14 protein-coding genes and 1 tRNA gene are annotated in these 15,638 nt (G+C 66.0%); 8 read left to right on the forward strand and 7 right to left on the reverse strand.

Features of this window, described 5'->3' with window-relative positions; genetic code table 11:
• Positions 1-23: 23 nt before the first annotated feature.
• The 3 genes from BLT98_RS12550 to BLT98_RS12560 all read left to right on the forward strand — a co-directional run bounded on the left by BLT98_RS12550 (position 24) and on the right by BLT98_RS12560 (position 1,852).
• Positions 24-1,025, forward strand: a complete 1,002-nt coding sequence (locus tag BLT98_RS12550; RefSeq protein ID WP_092608140.1) for a class 1 fructose-bisphosphatase — start codon at positions 24-26, stop codon at positions 1,023-1,025.
• Between the two features lie 116 nt (positions 1,026-1,141).
• Positions 1,142-1,217, forward strand: a tRNA-Thr gene (locus tag BLT98_RS12555).
• A gap of 194 nt (positions 1,218-1,411) precedes the next feature.
• Positions 1,412-1,852, forward strand: a complete 441-nt coding sequence (locus tag BLT98_RS12560; protein ID WP_034786491.1) for a hypothetical protein — start codon at positions 1,412-1,414, stop codon at positions 1,850-1,852.
• Between the two features lie 7 nt (positions 1,853-1,859).
• On the opposite strand, the gene BLT98_RS12565 is transcribed toward BLT98_RS12560, so the two are convergent.
• Together BLT98_RS12565 and BLT98_RS12570 are read right to left on the reverse strand one after the other, a co-directional pair.
• Positions 1,860-2,954, reverse strand: coding sequence for a porin (locus BLT98_RS12565; protein ID WP_092608143.1), 1,095 nt, complete (start codon positions 2,952-2,954; stop codon positions 1,860-1,862).
• 4 nt (positions 2,955-2,958) lie between these two features.
• A complete protein-coding gene (locus BLT98_RS12570; RefSeq protein WP_092608146.1) occupies positions 2,959-4,833 on the reverse strand; it encodes an amidohydrolase in 1,875 nt (624 codons plus the stop codon).
• A 249-nt stretch (positions 4,834-5,082) separates the two neighbouring features.
• On the opposite strand from BLT98_RS12570, the gene BLT98_RS12575 reads away from it, so the two are divergent.
• A complete protein-coding gene (locus BLT98_RS12575; RefSeq protein ID WP_092608148.1) occupies positions 5,083-5,781 on the forward strand; it encodes a YoaK family protein in 699 nt (232 codons plus the stop codon).
• An 8-nt stretch (positions 5,782-5,789) separates the two neighbouring features.
• Entirely contained in the window at positions 5,790-8,864 is a 3,075-nt protein-coding gene (locus BLT98_RS12580) for a sensor histidine kinase (protein WP_092608151.1), read from the forward strand.
• Here the strand turns inward: BLT98_RS12580 and BLT98_RS12585 are convergent.
• A complete protein-coding gene (locus tag BLT98_RS12585) occupies positions 8,838-9,470 on the reverse strand; it encodes a response regulator transcription factor (protein ID WP_034786496.1) in 633 nt (210 codons plus the stop codon). The genes BLT98_RS12580 and BLT98_RS12585 overlap by 27 nt on opposite strands.
• A 209-nt stretch (positions 9,471-9,679) precedes the next feature.
• Between BLT98_RS12585 and BLT98_RS12590 the strand changes: the two genes are divergently transcribed.
• A complete protein-coding gene (locus BLT98_RS12590; protein WP_070281851.1) occupies positions 9,680-10,366 on the forward strand; it encodes a hydrolase in 687 nt (228 codons plus the stop codon).
• 72 nt (positions 10,367-10,438) lie between these two features.
• Positions 10,439-10,720: a XapX domain-containing protein gene (locus BLT98_RS12595; protein ID WP_034786497.1), complete on the forward strand. Its 282-nt coding sequence runs from the start codon at positions 10,439-10,441 to the stop codon at positions 10,718-10,720.
• A 12-nt stretch (positions 10,721-10,732) separates the two neighbouring features.
• On the opposite strand, the gene BLT98_RS12600 is transcribed toward BLT98_RS12595, so the two are convergent.
• The 3 genes from BLT98_RS12600 to BLT98_RS12610 form a co-directional block, all read right to left on the reverse strand.
• Positions 10,733-11,392 (reverse strand): response regulator, encoded by a 660-nt coding sequence (locus BLT98_RS12600; protein ID WP_225317412.1) that lies wholly within the window; start codon positions 11,390-11,392, stop codon positions 10,733-10,735.
• Positions 11,389-12,132, reverse strand: coding sequence for a sensor histidine kinase (locus tag BLT98_RS12605; protein ID WP_092608154.1), 744 nt, complete (start codon positions 12,130-12,132; stop codon positions 11,389-11,391). The genes BLT98_RS12600 and BLT98_RS12605 overlap by 4 nt, the downstream gene beginning before the upstream one ends.
• Before the next feature lie 166 nt (positions 12,133-12,298).
• The gene (locus BLT98_RS12610; RefSeq protein ID WP_092608160.1) at positions 12,299-13,279 is read right to left on the reverse strand and encodes an alpha/beta fold hydrolase; all 981 of its coding nucleotides are present in this window, start codon (positions 13,277-13,279) and stop codon (positions 12,299-12,301) included.
• 187 nt (positions 13,280-13,466) lie between these two features.
• Between BLT98_RS12610 and BLT98_RS12615 the strand changes: the two genes are divergently transcribed.
• On the forward strand, positions 13,467-13,880 hold the full coding sequence (locus BLT98_RS12615; protein ID WP_205412594.1) for a DoxX family protein: 414 nt from the start codon (positions 13,467-13,469) through the stop codon (positions 13,878-13,880).
• On the opposite strand, the gene BLT98_RS12620 is transcribed toward BLT98_RS12615, so the two are convergent.
• Complete coding sequence (locus tag BLT98_RS12620; RefSeq protein ID WP_092608163.1) at positions 13,877-15,277, reverse strand: aminotransferase-like domain-containing protein; 1,401 nt, start codon at positions 15,275-15,277, stop codon at positions 13,877-13,879. The genes BLT98_RS12615 and BLT98_RS12620 overlap by 4 nt on opposite strands.
• Positions 15,278-15,638 lie beyond the last annotated feature (361 nt).

Here is a 15,638-nt window from a genome sequence, read left to right on the forward strand (position 1 = left end):
AATCATCAAAACAGAGGGATTTCATGAAACGCATCAGTCTTACGCAATACCTGGTTGAAGAGCAGCGCTCGAACAACAGCATTCCGGCCGAACTGCGCCTGCTGATCGAAGTCGTCGCGCGCGCTTGCAAAACCATCAGCCACGCTGTCGGCAAGGGCGCGCTCGGTGAAGTGCTGGGCACGGCCGACACGGAAAACGTGCAGGGCGAAGTACAGAAGAAACTCGACATCATCTCCAACGAGATACTGCTCGAAGCGAATGAATGGGGCGGCCACCTGGCGGCCATGGCGTCGGAAGAGATGGAATCGATCCACCCGATCCCGAACCGCTATCCGAAGGGCGAATACATGCTGCTGTTCGATCCATTGGATGGCTCGTCGAACATCGATGTCAACGTGTCGATCGGCACCATCTTCTCGGTACTCAAGGCGCCGGACGGCATGGGTCAGCCGACCGAGCAGGACTTCATGCAGGCGGGCAGCAAGCAAGTGGCGGCCGGCTATGCCGTGTACGGCCCGCAAACCATGCTGGTACTGACCTTCGGCAATGGCGTGAACTGCTTCACCCTGGACCGCGAGATGGGTTCGTGGGTCCTCACGCAAAGCAATATGCAGATTCCGCCGACGACGAAGGAATTCGCCATCAACATGTCGAACGCGCGCCACTGGCATCCGCCCGTGAAACGCTATGTCGATGAACTGCTGGCCGGCGACACGGGCCCGCGCGGCACCAACTTCAATATGCGCTGGATCGCTTCGATGGTGGCCGACGTGCACCGCATCCTGAACCGCGGCGGCATCTTCATGTACCCGGCCGACCTGCGCGACACGTCGATGCCGGGCAAGCTGCGTCTGATGTACGAAGCGAATCCGATGGCCTTCATCGTCGAGCAAGCCGGCGGCGCAGCCACCGACGGCCAGCATCGCATCATGGACATCGCTCCGCACAAGCTGCACCAGCGCGTGCCCGTCTTCCTCGGCTCGAAAGACGAAGTGGCCCGCGTGACCGCCTACCACGCGGAGTAAAAAGCCGCACTTTTCCACGATTTTTAGCGGCCCGCAGCCGGGCCGCTAAAAAAATGCAAAAAAGTTCGCGTTGACACTAGCAAATTTTGTGCATTGTTTGTAGAATGTGGGTCTTCGCCGTTGTAGCTCAGTTGGTAGAGCAGCACATTCGTAATGTGAAGGTCGCCAGTTCGATTCCGGCCAACGGCACCAAGTTTCATCAGAAAACCCGCTTGCTTGCAAAAGTCAGCGGGTTTTTTGTCGTCCTGATTTCAGCGCCATGGCTGACGGGACCAATCTGTATTGGAAGCCGGCCGCGAGCTCGAACCCAGGCGCGGTGCTCCGCCGGCATATACGTCCGCAGGCTACAATATTGTATTGGCTTTCACATCAGCGGAACTCTACCCATGCCCGAAAAACTGTCCCAGTACCTGGCCTCGCTCGACGCCTACGATGGCGATGCGCCACCCGTGATTGATCTCGATCTCTACTTTGCAGGCAATACCGACGAAGAGTCGATCGCGCCGAACCAGTGGGGCTATGGCCGCCCGCCGATTGCGCAGTTGTATGAAAGGTTCCGCGAGATCGCCGCCAGGCCGGACGTGGAAAAGGTGCTGGTCGGCTTGCACCAGGATTGGTGCGACTATGGCGAGGCGGACGTGGACGCGAAACGTTTTCCGCCTGCGGAAAACGTGCATATCTTCACGTCCGCACGCCAGGACGAGGTGGAGCGCTGGATCGCCGGCATGGAAGCCGACGGCGTCATCCCCGGCTGGCCTTACGGCAAGCCCGACAACGCTCCTGACCCGTCACAGGGCTATACCGTGCTGTCGGTCTGCTGGGACTGAGCGTCGCTCAGAAGTTGTGCCTGATCCCCAGCGCCACGCCCGACATGGTGGCGCCCGCCCTGCCTGTTTCGTGTCCCAGGCTGTTGATGGCAAAGTCGGCGATGCCGTGGCGGCCGTTGGCCAGGCGCGTGTAGTAGGCATACAGGCTGCGGCGTTTCGACAGCTGGTAGTCGTAGCCGGCGGTGGCGTGGGTGGCGCCCGTATCCGCTCCCGCACGCACGGTGCCGATGCTTTCCAGCGCGCTGCCGCTGGCGCTTTGGGCATGCGCCAGGCCGAAGCGCAGGCCGTGGCGGCCGAACTGGCGCGTGGCGGAGACATACACCGTGCGGCGGTGCAGCTGGCCCGTGGCCGTGGCGTAGCGCAGGCTTTCCAGCACCACAGCCAGCTGCGTGGCGCTGTCGACGCGCCAGGCCAGGGCCAGCTTGCTGCCACGGTCGGAGAGACCGGGTCCCTGATAGTCGTGGTGTGCCTCATGCGCCAGGGTGGCGTACAGGGTGCCATCGTCATAAAGCAGGGCGGCCGACGCCAGGGCTGGCCGCGCGCCGCTGGCGGGCCGCTCTTCCCCCATGCCGCGCGCCACGCGCAGCGACCAGCCCTGCCACTGCGGCGTCCAGTAATGCACGCTGTTCTGCTGGCGCCGGTCGAAGGAATACGTGTTGCTGGTATTGCTTTCGGTGGCGCCCGCGCCGTTGCCCATCAGGCTCATGTAGCCGGCCGTGGTGGGGTAGAACGGGTCGAGCGCGGACGTGGCGCTGTTGTAGGGCAGGGTCCAGTTGCCGGCAAAGAGCGTACCCCACGGCCCGGCAATACCGACGCGCGTGTCGCGCGCGGCGATTGATCCTGCGCCCGTATCGGGCGACAAGGTGCCCTCGACCTGGAACAGCGCCTGCCAGCCGCCGCCCAGGTCTTCGCTGCCGCGAAAACCGAGTACCGAGCGGTTGTTGGACACGCGCTGCACGCTGTCGCCGCTGGCGGACGAGTGCAGCGCTTCGAGCGCCACGTTCAGGCGGCCGTACAGCTGCACATTGTCCTGTGCCGCGGCGGGCAGGGCAGCCGCCAGCGCGATTGCGCCGGTCGCCAGCAGGGGCAATCGCGTCAGCATGGCCTCAGAACGCAAAGCAGCTGCACCCCAGCGCGCCCCAGAAGCCGGAGTGGCTGGAGACGGGCACGGAACTCTTGCGCGCCACGTCATGGGCGTGGGCGTGCACGCCGCAGGCGCCCTGGCACTGGTGCTGTTGCATCACGCTGGCCGTTTGCGGCGGCGCGGACCGGTAGTGGCCGGCCACGTTTTTCACGGGCGACCAGTCCGGCAATACGGGGATAGGAGGCGGCGCCAGATTGGAAAATTCCGCCTGGCCGTAGACGATCTTGCCGCCGACGATGGTGAGCACCGATTCGATGGACTTGATCGCCTCTTCAGCTATGCTGAAAAAATCCGCGCTCAGCACGGCCAGGTCGGCCAGCATGCCTTCCTGGATGCGGCCCTTCTTGCCTTGCTCGCTGGAGAACCAGGCGCTGCCCGCCGTCCACAGTTCCAGCGCCGTGTCGCGCGACAAACGGCTGCCCGCGTCGTACAGGCGCAAGCCGCCCACGGTGCGGCCCGACACCAGCCAGTACAGCGCCGTCCACGGGTTGTAGCTGGCGACCCTGGTGGCGTCGGTGCCGCCGCCTACCGGCACGCCCGAGGCAAGCATGCGCGCGATCGGCGGCGTGGCCTTGGCTGCTTCGGCACCGTAGCGGTCGACAAAGTACTCGCCCTGGAAAGCCATGCGGTGCTGGATGGCGATGCCGCCTCCCAGCGCCTTGACCCGGTCGATGTTTTTCGGCGTGATGGTTTCGCAGTGGTCGAACATCCAGTGCAGGCCGTCGAACGGAATGTCGCGGTTGACCTTTTCAAAGACCGTCAGCATGCGGTCGATCGATTCGTCATAGGTGGCGTGCAGGCGGAAGGGCCAGCGTTTGGACACCAGGTGGCGCACGACCTTTTCCAGTTCGTCGTCCATGCCGGGTGCCAGGTCCGGGCGCGGTTCGAGGAAATCCTCGAAGTCGGCGGCGGAAAACACCAGCATTTCGCCGGCGCCGTTATGGCGGTAGTAATCATCGCCCTGGCCCGGCGTGACCATCTCCGTCCATTTTTCAAAATCCTCCAGTTCGCGGCCCTTGTTTTGCGTGAACAGGTTGTAGGCGATGCGTATCGTCAGCTGCTCTTTTTGCGCCAGTTCCTCGACCACCGCGTAGTCTTCCGGATAATTCTGGAAGCCGCCGCCCGCGTCGATGGCGCTGGTCAGGCCGAGGCGATTGAGTTCGCGCATGAACTGGCGCGTGGAATTGACTTGCAAGTCTCGCGGCAGGGTCGGACCCTTGGCCAGGGTCGCATATAAGATCATGGCGTTTGGACGGGCTATCAGCATGCCCGTGGGGTTGCCGGCAGCGTCGCGCACGATTTCGCCGCCCGGCGGGTTCGGTGTGTTCTTGTCGTAGCCGACCACGCGCAGGGCGGCGCGGTTCAGCAGGGCGCGGTCATACAGGTGCAGGATGAAGACAGGAGTGTCGGGCGCGGCCGCGTTGATTTCATCGAGGGTCGGCATGCGCTTTTCCGCGAACTGGAATTCGTTCCAGCCGCCCACCACGCGCACCCATTGTGGATTCGGCGTGCGCAAGGCTTGCTCCTTGAGCATGCGCAGGGCGTCGGCCAGCGAAGGCACGCCTTCCCAGCGCAATTCCAGGTTGTAGTTCAAGCCGCCGCGGATCAGGTGCAGGTGCGAGTCGTTCAGGCCGGGAATGACCGTGCGGCCACCCAGGTCGATCACGCGGCTGTCGGGCGCGCGGTGGCGCATGACGTCTTCAAGATCGCCCACGGCGAGGAATTTGCCATCGGCGATGGCCACGGCGCTCGCTTGCGGGCAGCTTTTATCGACGGTATGGAAGCAGCCATTGAGCAGGATCAAGGGTGCGGCGGCGGGGAGGGTGTGTTCTGGCATGGTGCAGCTCCATGGTTGCGGTGCAGGGGGGAGGGGGCCGGCGTGCGCGGCGCGAAAGTCACGTCGGCCAGTGTAGCGGACGTCCCGCGCTTGAACACGGGCCAAAAGATCAGGTGGCGCGTCGCGCACTGGCCGAATGGCGGGGGCGGCGGCCGGCCGCATGGCTTACCATGCAGGCAGCGGCGCCGGGGCGCTTCCCTGGCGCGTTTTTCGTTTTTTAGTGCATTGCACGGTATCGGGAGTCATTCGATGGATCAGCCACCACATAGCCGTTTATACGGCACCAGCCTGGGCTTTTTGGCCGGGTATGTCGATACGCTGGGCTTTATCGCCCTCTTCGGCCTGTTTACGGCCCATGTCACGGGCAACTTCGTGCTGATCGGCGCGGCCCTGGCCGAACCGACGCGCATCCCCATCCTGCTGAAAATCCTCGCTTTTCCCGCCTTTATCGCGGGTATCGTCGTCACGCGCCTGATGGTGCTGGCCATCGAGCGCCGCGGCGGTCCGGCGCTGACGCTGGCCTTCCTGCTGCAATGGATCTTGCTGGCCGGTTTCATGGTGTTCGGCATCCTGGCCGAGCCGGTCGGCAAGGAAGTGGGCACGCTGGCGATGTTCGCCGGCTTGCTGGGCACGGCCGCCATGGGCGTGCACAGCGCCACCAGCCGTCTGCTGCTGGCGCACCTGGCGCCGACCTCCATGATGACGGGGAACGTGACGCAGATCGTGCTCGACACCGTCGACGTGCTGCGCGGCGCGGCCGACGAGGGCACGCGCGCCCGCTGCGGCAAGTTCTTCTGGCCGCTGCTGGCCTTTGCGCTGGGCGCCATCGCTGCCGGCTTTGGCTACCTGGTCTTCGGTTTCGCGGCGCTGGCCGTGCCGCTGGTGCTGCTGGGCGGCCTGATCGTCGTGGAGCAGCGTAGCGGTCGGACCGCCGTGCCCGTGCCCTGACAGCCGCCATGCGCGCCTTCCTGCTGTGGCTGATGTTCATGCTGGCCAGTCCTTGCGGGCTGGCCATCGATGCCGCACGCGGCATCCATCAGCTGCAGCACACGCGCTGGACGGCCAGTGACGGCGCGCCCGACGATATCATCGTCATGGCACAGGGCAATGACGGTTTCCTGTGGCTGGGCACGCATGCAGGCGTGCGCCGTTTCGACGGCCTGCGTTTCGAGCCCGTGCGCGCGCGCCAGGGCAGCTTTCCCGACACGGTGGCGCTGGCGCTCAAGCGCGCCGCCGACGGCGGCATGTGGATAGGCTGGCAAGTGGGCGGCATCAGCCACGTCAAGGATGGCGTGGTGCGCAATTACGCCGAAGCGCAGGGCGTGCAGGCGGGCGCCATCTGGGGCTTTGCCATCGGCGGTGACGGCGCCGTGTGGGCGGCCGGCGTGTCCGGCATCTCGCGCTTCGATGGCCGGCGCTGGCAGGCGATGGGACCGGCGCAGGGCTACACGGCGCAAAAGGCGTCCGCCGTGTTTGCCGACCGCGATGGCCGCATCGCCGTGTTCAGTGAAAACGGCCTGTTCATGTGGCAGGCGACGCAGTCGCGCTTCGCGCCGCCCATCGGCCGGCTTGACCTGCGCGCGCCGCCGCAGCAGGGACCCGACGGTCGCATTTATTTGCTGGAGATGCGCGGCATCCGCATCATCGAGTCGCTGGAACGCTACGAGCAGCTCGATCATCGGTGGATTTACCGCGATACGAGCGGCACCAGCGGCAGCATGCTGGTCGATCGCGCGGGCACCTTGTGGTTCGACAGCCAGTACGGCTTGCACCGCACGCGCAGCAGCGGCGCGCTGGTGCCGGGACAGCTGGGCATCAGCAGCGACACGGAATCGTTCCTGCCGCGCGATGGCTTGAGCAATGTCCTCGTCGGCTCCATGTGCGACGACAATGAAGGCAATGTCTGGGTTGCCACGTACGGAGGCCTGGACCGTTTCCGTCAGGCCGCGCCCGTGGTCCTGCGTACGCGTGCCGCGTCCGGCGTGGCCGAAGTGTTCCGTACCCAGGAAATGCTGGCCGGAGCAGCAGGCGCGATGTGGCTGTCGCGCGATGACGTCCTGGGGCCGCTGCTGCTGGCGCGGGCCGACGGCACGGTGCTGCGCGCGCCGCGCCTGGGGCCCATCAGCGCCATCCTGGAAGCGCCGGGGAGCCTGTGGGTGGCGGCCCGCGCTGGCCTGCTGCAGCTGGCCGGCGAGGATGGGCGCGTACTGCGCACGATCGCCTATCCATCCGGCGCGGCAGCGGTCAAGCGCATGCGCGCCGGCGTGCTCGCGCCCGATGGCAGCATCTGGGGCGTGTTCAGCGGCGCCGGCGTTTTCCAGTATCGCGACGGGGCCTGGCGGCGCGAACCGCTGCTGCCCGATGGCGGCGCGAAAGTGCCGCTGGCGCTGCTGGCCGACGCGGCCGGGCGCCTGTGGCTATCGTATGCCGATGGCAGCGTCGCCATGCTGGAACGGGGGCGGCTGCATACCTTCGGTCCCGCGCAGGGCCTGGACCTGGGCAAGATTCCCATGCTGATCGAATACCGCGGGCAGGTGTGGGCGGGCGGGCAGCGTGGCGTGGCCCTGTGGCGCGGTGGCCGCTTCGTCACCCTGCGCAGCGAGCCGGCCAGCGCCACCGAGGGCGTGGTGGGCCTGCTGCGCGCGCGAGACGGCAGCCTGTGGCTCAATCACGGCAGCGGCGCCGCGCACATTCCCGCCGCGGAAGTGTACCTGGCGCTGCGCGACGCCGCCCATGCCATGCGCGCCACCTCGTACGACGCCGTCGATGGCTTGAACGGCAGCATCAGCATGCTGCACAACCGCTCGGTTGCCGAAGCGGACGATGGCAATATCTGGTTTTCGCGCCAGAGCGCGACGTTCTGGATCGATCCGCGCCAGACGCTTGCTCCCTTGCCGGCGCCACGCGTGGAAATCGGCGCGCTGCTAGCCGACGGCCGGCGCATCGATCCGCCCGCAAGCGCCGGCCTGCAGCTGGCGGCAGGCACGCGCGACGTGCAATTCCATTACAACGCCGCCAGTCTGGGCACGCCGGAGCGTTTGCAGTTCCGCTACCGGCTCGACGGCTACGATACACAGTGGCAGCAGGCGGGCGGCCGGCGCCTGGCGCAGTACACGGGCCTGGGGCCGGGCAGCTACCGCTTCGAAGTAATCGCGGCGAATGGCGACGGCGTGGCCAGCACGGTGGCGCAACTGCCGTTCCGCGTGCTGCCGGCCTTTTACCAGACCTGGTGGTTCCGCAGCCTGTGCGCGGCGCTGCTGCTGGCGGCCGCATACGGCGCTTGCCGCTGGCGGCTGCGCCAGCACGCCGCGCGCCTGCAGGCGCGGATGGAGGCGCAGCAGGCCGAGCGCGAGCGCATCGCGCGCGAGCTGCACGATACCTTGCTGCAGGGCACGCAGGCGATGATCCTGCACTTTCACAATGCCAGCATGGCCATCGCCGAGGATGATCCCGCGCGCGCCGCCATGCTGCGCGCGCTCGACGACGCCGACCGCATGCTGGGCGAGGGACGCGACCATGTGCACGACCTGCGCGCGGGCGACGATGCGGGCGCGCGCTGGAGCGCCATCCTGCGGCGCGAAGGCGAGCGTCTGGCGGCGCAGCACGGCATCGTGTTCCGCTATGCGGAGGAAGGCGAGGCGCGCATGCTGCATGCGCGTGCGGCGCATGAAATCTACCGCATCGCCAGCGAAGCGCTGCGCAATGCCTTCCAGCATGCGCGCGCGCAGGTGGTCGAGGTGGCGGTGCGCTATGCGTGCGGAGGCATTGAACTGCTCGTGCGCGACGATGGCCAGGGCTTGCCGCCGGTGGTCGCGGCGAACGGGCAGATTCCCGGACACTGGGGCATGCCCGGCATGCGCGAGCGCGCGGTGAAACTTGGCGCGCGCCTGACTGTGGGCGGGCGCGATGGGGGCGGCACGCAGTGGCGCCTGCGGGTGCCGGCGCACCGCGCCTGGCCGCTGGCGCACGGCCCGCTGGGCCGCTGGTGGCAGCGCTGGCGCCGCTCAGGCGTCAAGGATGCCGCGCCGTAGCGCGATGGTGACGGCGTGCGTGCGGTCCCGGGCGCCCAGCTTGGCCAGGATGGTGCTCATGTGCGCCTTGACGGTTTCTTCCTTGATTTGCAGCAGGGCGCCCGTCTCGCGGTTGGAATTGCCTTGCGCAACCTGCTTGAGCACGTCCAGTTCGCGGTTCGACAGCACGTCGCTGCAGGCATACAGCGCCAGTTCCGCCTCGATCTCGGGCGTGATGTGGCGCCGCCCCGCGTGCACGTTCTGTATCGCCGCCAGCAATTCGTGGCGCAGCGCGCTTTTCAGCACATAGCCACATGCGCCCGCGCGGATGGCGCGCAGCACCTGCGTGTCGCCCTTGTAGGTGGTCAGCACGATGATGCGCGCCTGCGGATGGCGTGCGCGGATGGCGCCGATGGCGTCAAGGCCGTTCATGCGCGGCATCTGCAAATCCATCAGTGTGACATCGGGCTGCAGCGCGTCAAACTGCTGCACTGCCTGCTGGCCATCGGTGGCCTGGCCCACCAGCGCCACGCCGGGAAAAGCGCGCAGCAGGGCCGCGATGCCGTCGAGCAGTAACTGGTGGTCGTCGGCAATGAGGACGCGTATCGGCGCCGTATCGCTGCGCATGATGTTGCCTGGCAAAGAGGAGTTATCGATCAAGAGTCGTCGGAGCATGGTGAGCAAAAGGTATTTTACCGCAGCGCCCGCCCTCCTGCAGGGGGCATTTCCCGGAGGCAGCCTGCATGCCAGCCTATATTTAGATAGTGGTGCGGGCACGCCGCCAGGCATACGATGCACGGCAGTACCCACTCAACCCTTTCTTCATGGATGACATCATGACCAATCCGAAACTGGAAGTCCTCACCCCCGATAATTGCCAGATCATCTTCATCGACCAGCAGCCGCAGATGGCGTTCGGCGTGCAGTCGATGGACCGGCAAGCGCTGAAAAACAATACCGTGGGCCTGGCCAAGGCCGCCAAGGTATTCAACATCCCCACCATCATCACCACCGTCGAAACGGAAAGTTTCTCCGGCCATACCTATCCGGAACTGCTGGACGTCTTCCCCGGCAAGGATATCCTCGAGCGCAGCTCGATGAACTCGTGGGATGACCAGAAGGTGCGCGATGCGCTGGCCGCCAACGGCAAGAAGAAAGTCGTCGTTTCGGGCCTGTGGACGGAAGTGTGCAACAACAGCTTCGCCCTGTGCGCGATGCTCGAAGGCGACTACGAAATCTACATGGTGGCCGACGCTTCAGGCGGCACTTCGAAGGAAGCGCACGATTACGCCATGCAGCGCATGATCCAGGCCGGCGTGGTGCCCGTGACGTGGCAGCAGGTGCTGCTGGAATGGCAGCGCGACTGGGCGCACAAGGAAACCTATGACGCCGTCATGGCCATCGTGCGCGAACATTCGGGCGCCTACGGCATGGGCGTCGACTACGCCTACACGATGGTGCACAAGGCGCCGCAGCGCATCCATGGCGAACACGCCACCCTGGCGCCGGTGCCGGCCAAGTAAACGCCGAGTGCCGTGCCATGCGCCGCGCGCCTGACCGCGCGCGGCGTTTTTTTTCATCGAAAGGAATGCGCCATGAAGTTATATGTGATTTCGCTGGCCGTGGGCTTGCTGGTCGGCATCATCTACGCCGTCTTGCAGGTGCGCTCGCCGGCGCCGCCCGCCATTGCCCTGATCGGCCTGCTGGGCATGCTGATCGGCGAACAGATCGTCCCCGGCGTCAAGCGCCTGATGGCGGGAGAAGCCATCACCGTGTCGTGGCTGCGCAGCGAATGCGTGCCGAAGATCAGCGGTGTGGAAGCGAAGCCGACATTGGCCAAGGCCGAGCCGCAGCAGAAGGACGACAGCGCCGCCTGATCTTCCCTGCAGCTAGAACGCGCCCAGCAAGCCGCGCCGGGCGGCCACCGTGGCCGCCTCGGTGCGGCTTGATACGTTGAGCTTGGTCAAAATATTATTCACATGAAATTTGACGGTGCCCACCTCGATGCCGGCGCTGCGCGCGATCATCTTGTTGCTCTTGCCCGCTGACAGGTGCAGCAGGATGTCGTGCTCGCGTTTCGACAGGCGGTTCGCCTCGATGCGGCCGGCCTGCTGCGCGGCCAGTTCCGGCGGCAGGTAGTGCCTGCCGGCGGCCACCTGGCGGATGCACTGCGTCAGTTGCAGGAAACCGGAATCCTTCAGCAGGTAGCCGCGCGCGCCGGCGCGCAATGCCCGGTGCACGCTGTCCTCGCCCTGGTAGGTGGTGAGGATGACGATCTTCGCTTGCGCGTCGTCGGCGCAGATGCGCTCGATCGCCTCGACGCCATGCATTTCCGGCATGTTCAAATCCATCAGCACCACGTCGGGCCGCAGTTGCCGGTACAGCTCCACGGCGGCGCTGCCCGTGCCGGCCTGGCCCAGCAGGAGTAAGCCAGGCAGTGACGCGATCAGCGAGGCCAGGCCGGCCAGGATCAGCGGGTGGTCGTCGGCGATCAGCAGGGTAATCGGTGGATCGGCCGGGGGCATGGTCGTGTGCATGGTTGTGCTCATGGCGCTGGCAAGGTGAAGTGGAAGACGCTGCCGTGGGGCGCGCCGGGCGCATGCCACAGGCGGCCGCCATGCGCGTCGAGGATGCGGCGGCAGATGGCCAGGCCCATGCCCATGCCGTCCGGTTTGCTGGAATACAGGGCGTGGTACAGGCGGTCGGCCGCCTGCGGCGCGATGCCGGCGCCATTGTCGGCAATGCTGAAGTGCTGCACGCTGCCATCCAGGCGCGAAGACAGCAGCACCGTGCGCGGCCGGCCGCCGGTGTCGCGCAGAGCCTCGATGGCGTTCATCAGCAGGTTCAGGATGACTTGCCGGAATTGCACCGGGTCGGCATGCAGCAGCGGACGGCCCGGCGCCAGCTGCGTTTCCAGATGGATGGCGTGGCGTTGCAGTGGCGCGCGCAACAACGGCAGCAGGTCTTGCACGGCGTCGTCGGCCACAAAATGACCGTGGCTGTCCGGCGAATTGCAGGCCAGGCCATGCACGCTGCGCAGCACGGCGCTGGCATGGCTGCCGGCACTGGCGACCAGGGCCAGCGCCGCGCGCGCCTCGTCGAGGCGGGGCGGATCGTGATCGAGCCAGCGCAAGGCGGCATCGGCATTGAGCGCGATGGCCGCCAGCGGCTGGCGCACCTCGTGCGCGACCGATGCGGCAAATTCGCCCATACCGTCCATGCTGCCCATGCGCTGCGCCTGCGCCGGGCCGGGGTCTTGCTTCTGAGGGAAATAATGCATGCTGGCCATCGCGGAACTCCTGTCGTTCGCTGCGGCGTATGCCGCGCTGCAACAAGTATGCACGGCGCATCAGGCAAGGCAGTTATACGAATGGGGGAGGCGGGCGGTTTTTTTTTGCGTGGCGGGGAAGAGTAGCACCGCCGGGCGGGCCGGCGGTGCGGGAAGCGCAGAACGGTCAGGACTTGATAAAGGCCAGCAAGTCTTCGTTCAGGCGGTCCTTGTGGGTGGCCGGCAAGCCGTGCGGCGCGCCTTCATAGATGACCAGCCTGGCGTTCTTGATGAGCTTGGCCGCAGCCTTGCCGGAAGCGTCGATCGGCACGATCTGGTCGTCGCCGCCGTGCACCACCAGGGTGGGCACGGAGATTTTCTTCAGGTCGGCCGTGAAGTCCGTCTCGGAAAACTGCTTGATGCAATCGTAGGCGTTCTTGATGCCGCATTGCATGCCCTGCAGCCAGAAAGTGTCACGCATGCCTTGCGACACCTTGTTGCCGGGACGGTTGGCGCCGAAGAACGGCACCGTCAGGTCCTTGAAGAATTGCGAACGGTCGGCCAGCACGCCGGCGCGGATGCCGTCGAAGACGGACATCGGCAAGCCGCCGGGATTCGTCTCCGACTTGACCATCTGCGGCGGCACGGCGCCCACCAGCACGGCCTTGGCCACGCGCTTTTCGCCATGGCGGCCGATATAGCGCGCCACTTCGCCGCCGCCCGTCGAATGGCCGACCAGGGTCGCGCCCTTGATGTCGAGCGCGTCGAGCAGGGTGGCCAGATCGTCGGCGTAGGTATCCATGTCATTGCCCTGCCATGGCTGGCTGGACAGGCCGTGGCCGCGGCGGTCGTGCGCGATCACGCGGTAGCCGTGGCTGGCCAGGAACATCATCTGGTCTTCCCAGGCGTCGCCCTGCAATGGCCAGCCGTGGCTGAAGACGACGGGCGTGCCGCTGCCCCAGTCCTTGAAGTGGATGACGGTGCCGTCCTTGACGGTGACGCTGTTGACGGTGAGCTTGCCCGGTGCCACTGCAGTGCTGGCGGCTGGCTTGGCGGCGGCGCTGGCGCCACCGGCGGCCAGCAGGCCGGCGCCGGCGGCGACACCGGCGACGCTGACGAGCAGCTTGCGGCGGGATGTGACTTCTTCGGCTTCGATTTTCTTCGACATATTGCATTTCCTTCGGGGATGGGGGAGGGACCACAGTTACGGCCTGAGCCAGTAATGGCATCGGCCAGTCTAGGCCTTCGCGCGCGCCGGCGCCTCTGCCAAAAGACCAGTCGCGCCGAGGCGCCCGCCTGCCTATGATGGCTGGCAGCGGCGCGCCGCGCCGCCTGGCTTTCCCACTGGAGCGATCATGAAGAAACACTGGATGGCGGCGCTGGCCGGCCCCTTCTTGCCCGATGCGGGCTTGCTGTTTGCGCGCGTGACGGGCGCGCTGCTGGTGCTGCACGTGCACGGCTTGCCCAAACTGCTGCACTTCTCCGATGAACTGGCGCATATCGACGACCCGCTGCACCTGGGGCGCGCCGTCACCCTGTACTGCGCCCTGTTCGCGGAAATCCTCTGCCCGCTGCTGGTCGCCGCCGGCTTGCTGACGCGCCTGGCCTGCCTGCCATTGCTGTTCCTGCTGGGCGTGTCGATGCTGCTCGTGCACCCGGACTGGAGCATCGCCGACGGCCAGTTCGGCTGGCTGCTGATCATCGTCTTTGGCACGATTGCCATCAGTGGCGCGGGACGTTATTCGCTCGATGCGCGGCTGCGCCGTTAAATCACGAACTCCCGGGGCAGCGCCGGCTTGTGCGCCAGCAGCAGTGATAATTTCTTTAATGCGTTGGCCAGGCGTGCGCGGTCGCGGATGCTGCCCAGCGAAATGCGGATGGCGTTCGGCGGACGGTTGTCGTAGAAGGCGTCCGAGGCCGTGACGGCCACGCCCTGGGCGCGGGCTGTGGCGGCCAGTTCGCGCGAGGTCCAGTAGCTGGGCAGTGAATACCATACGTGGATGCCGTTGCTGTGCGGCTGGCTGGTGCCCGTCAACATCGTGCGGATGACGTCCTGGCGCGCGTCCGCTTCGCTGCGTATGCCGGCCAGCAGCGCGTGCGCGGAGCCGTCGTGTATCCATTGCGTCGTCAGCGCCGTCGTCAGGGGCGTGGCCATCAGGGAAAACGAGCGCATGGCCTGCAGGAAGCGTTCGCGCAGCTGCACCTCGGCGATCAAGGTGTAGGCCATACGCAGGCCCGGCGCCAGGCATTTCGACAGGGTGGCGATATACGACACGTGGGCGGGCGCGTAATGGGCCAGCGGGGGCGGTGCGTCGGACGCCAGCAGCCAGTACGGGTCATCCTCGATGATGTGCATGCCGCAGCGCTGCACCACCTCCGTGATGGCCAGGCGGCGCGCGGCCGGCATGGTGTGCGCTGTCGGGTTTTGCAGGGTCGGGTTCAAATACACGAGGCGCGCCTGGTGCTTGCGGCACGCCTTTTCCAGCGCTTCGGGCAGCATGCCGTCGGCATCCGTTTCCACGACGATGGCCTTGCGGTTCAGCTGGCTCGCCGCCAGGCGCAGGCCCGGGTACACGGCGCTTTCCGTCAGGATGCTGTCGCCGGGCCGGCTGAGAGTCAAGATCAGCGCCGCCAGCGCCGCCTGCGCGCCGGGACAGGCCACCACATGTTCCGCATCGACATCGCCGAACATGGGCGCGAGCCAGACGGCGCCCGCCGCGCGGTCGGCCTTGCCGCCGCCGCCCAGGTGATAACTCATCAACAGATCGCTGTCCGTGCGCATCAGCACTTGCGCCACGCCCTGTTTCAGCAAGTCGTCGAAATCCACGCCCACGGGCGGCGGCGGGATGTTCATGCTCAGGTCCAGCATCTGCGTCAATTCCACTTTCGGCGCCGCCACATAGGTGCCGCGCGCGCCATGTCCCTCCAGCAGGTTGCGGCGCTTGGCTTCGTCGTAGGCGCGCGTTACCGTCGTCAGGTCGACCTGGTACAGGGCGGCCAGGCGGCGCTGCGGCGGCAATCGGTCACCCGGGCGCAGGCTGCCGTCGGACAACGCGCGCTCGAGCATGTCGGCGATCTGCAGGTAGCGCGGGCCGCCGTGCTGCACGAACGGCGTGATCCACGCGCTGGCCTGGCTTTCTTTTTGTATGGATTTAGATTGGGGCATTTTGTTTTATGTATGGGTATTGCTTCTCGTAATTATGGGCTGAAGCCTTGAAAAAATCCATACATTTATGCGTGGCGGGCTGTATCTTCAGGACGATGCATGACGGATGGTTTGCCCGCCCGTCCCGCCAGGCCGGCGGGGATTGCTATTTCCAACAGGCATTTAAGTCTGCGTCTCAAGGTGTGGCAGCGCACGGTGGCGCGTGGCGGGGGCGGTTAAGGTGGTGCTAACAGCTTGCTGCTGATCCACTGTTTGATATGGCTCAGCCCGGCAGCGTTTAGCCGCTTCTTTTTCCCCGAAGCGAGGAGAATCATGATTCGGTCACGGCATCGAGCATGGTTGAAATTATTCACTGTTAAAG

The organism is Janthinobacterium sp. YR213, assembly GCF_900099875.1.
In the GTDB taxonomy this organism is placed as follows: Bacteria; Pseudomonadota; Gammaproteobacteria; order Burkholderiales; family Burkholderiaceae_D; genus Janthinobacterium; species Janthinobacterium lividum.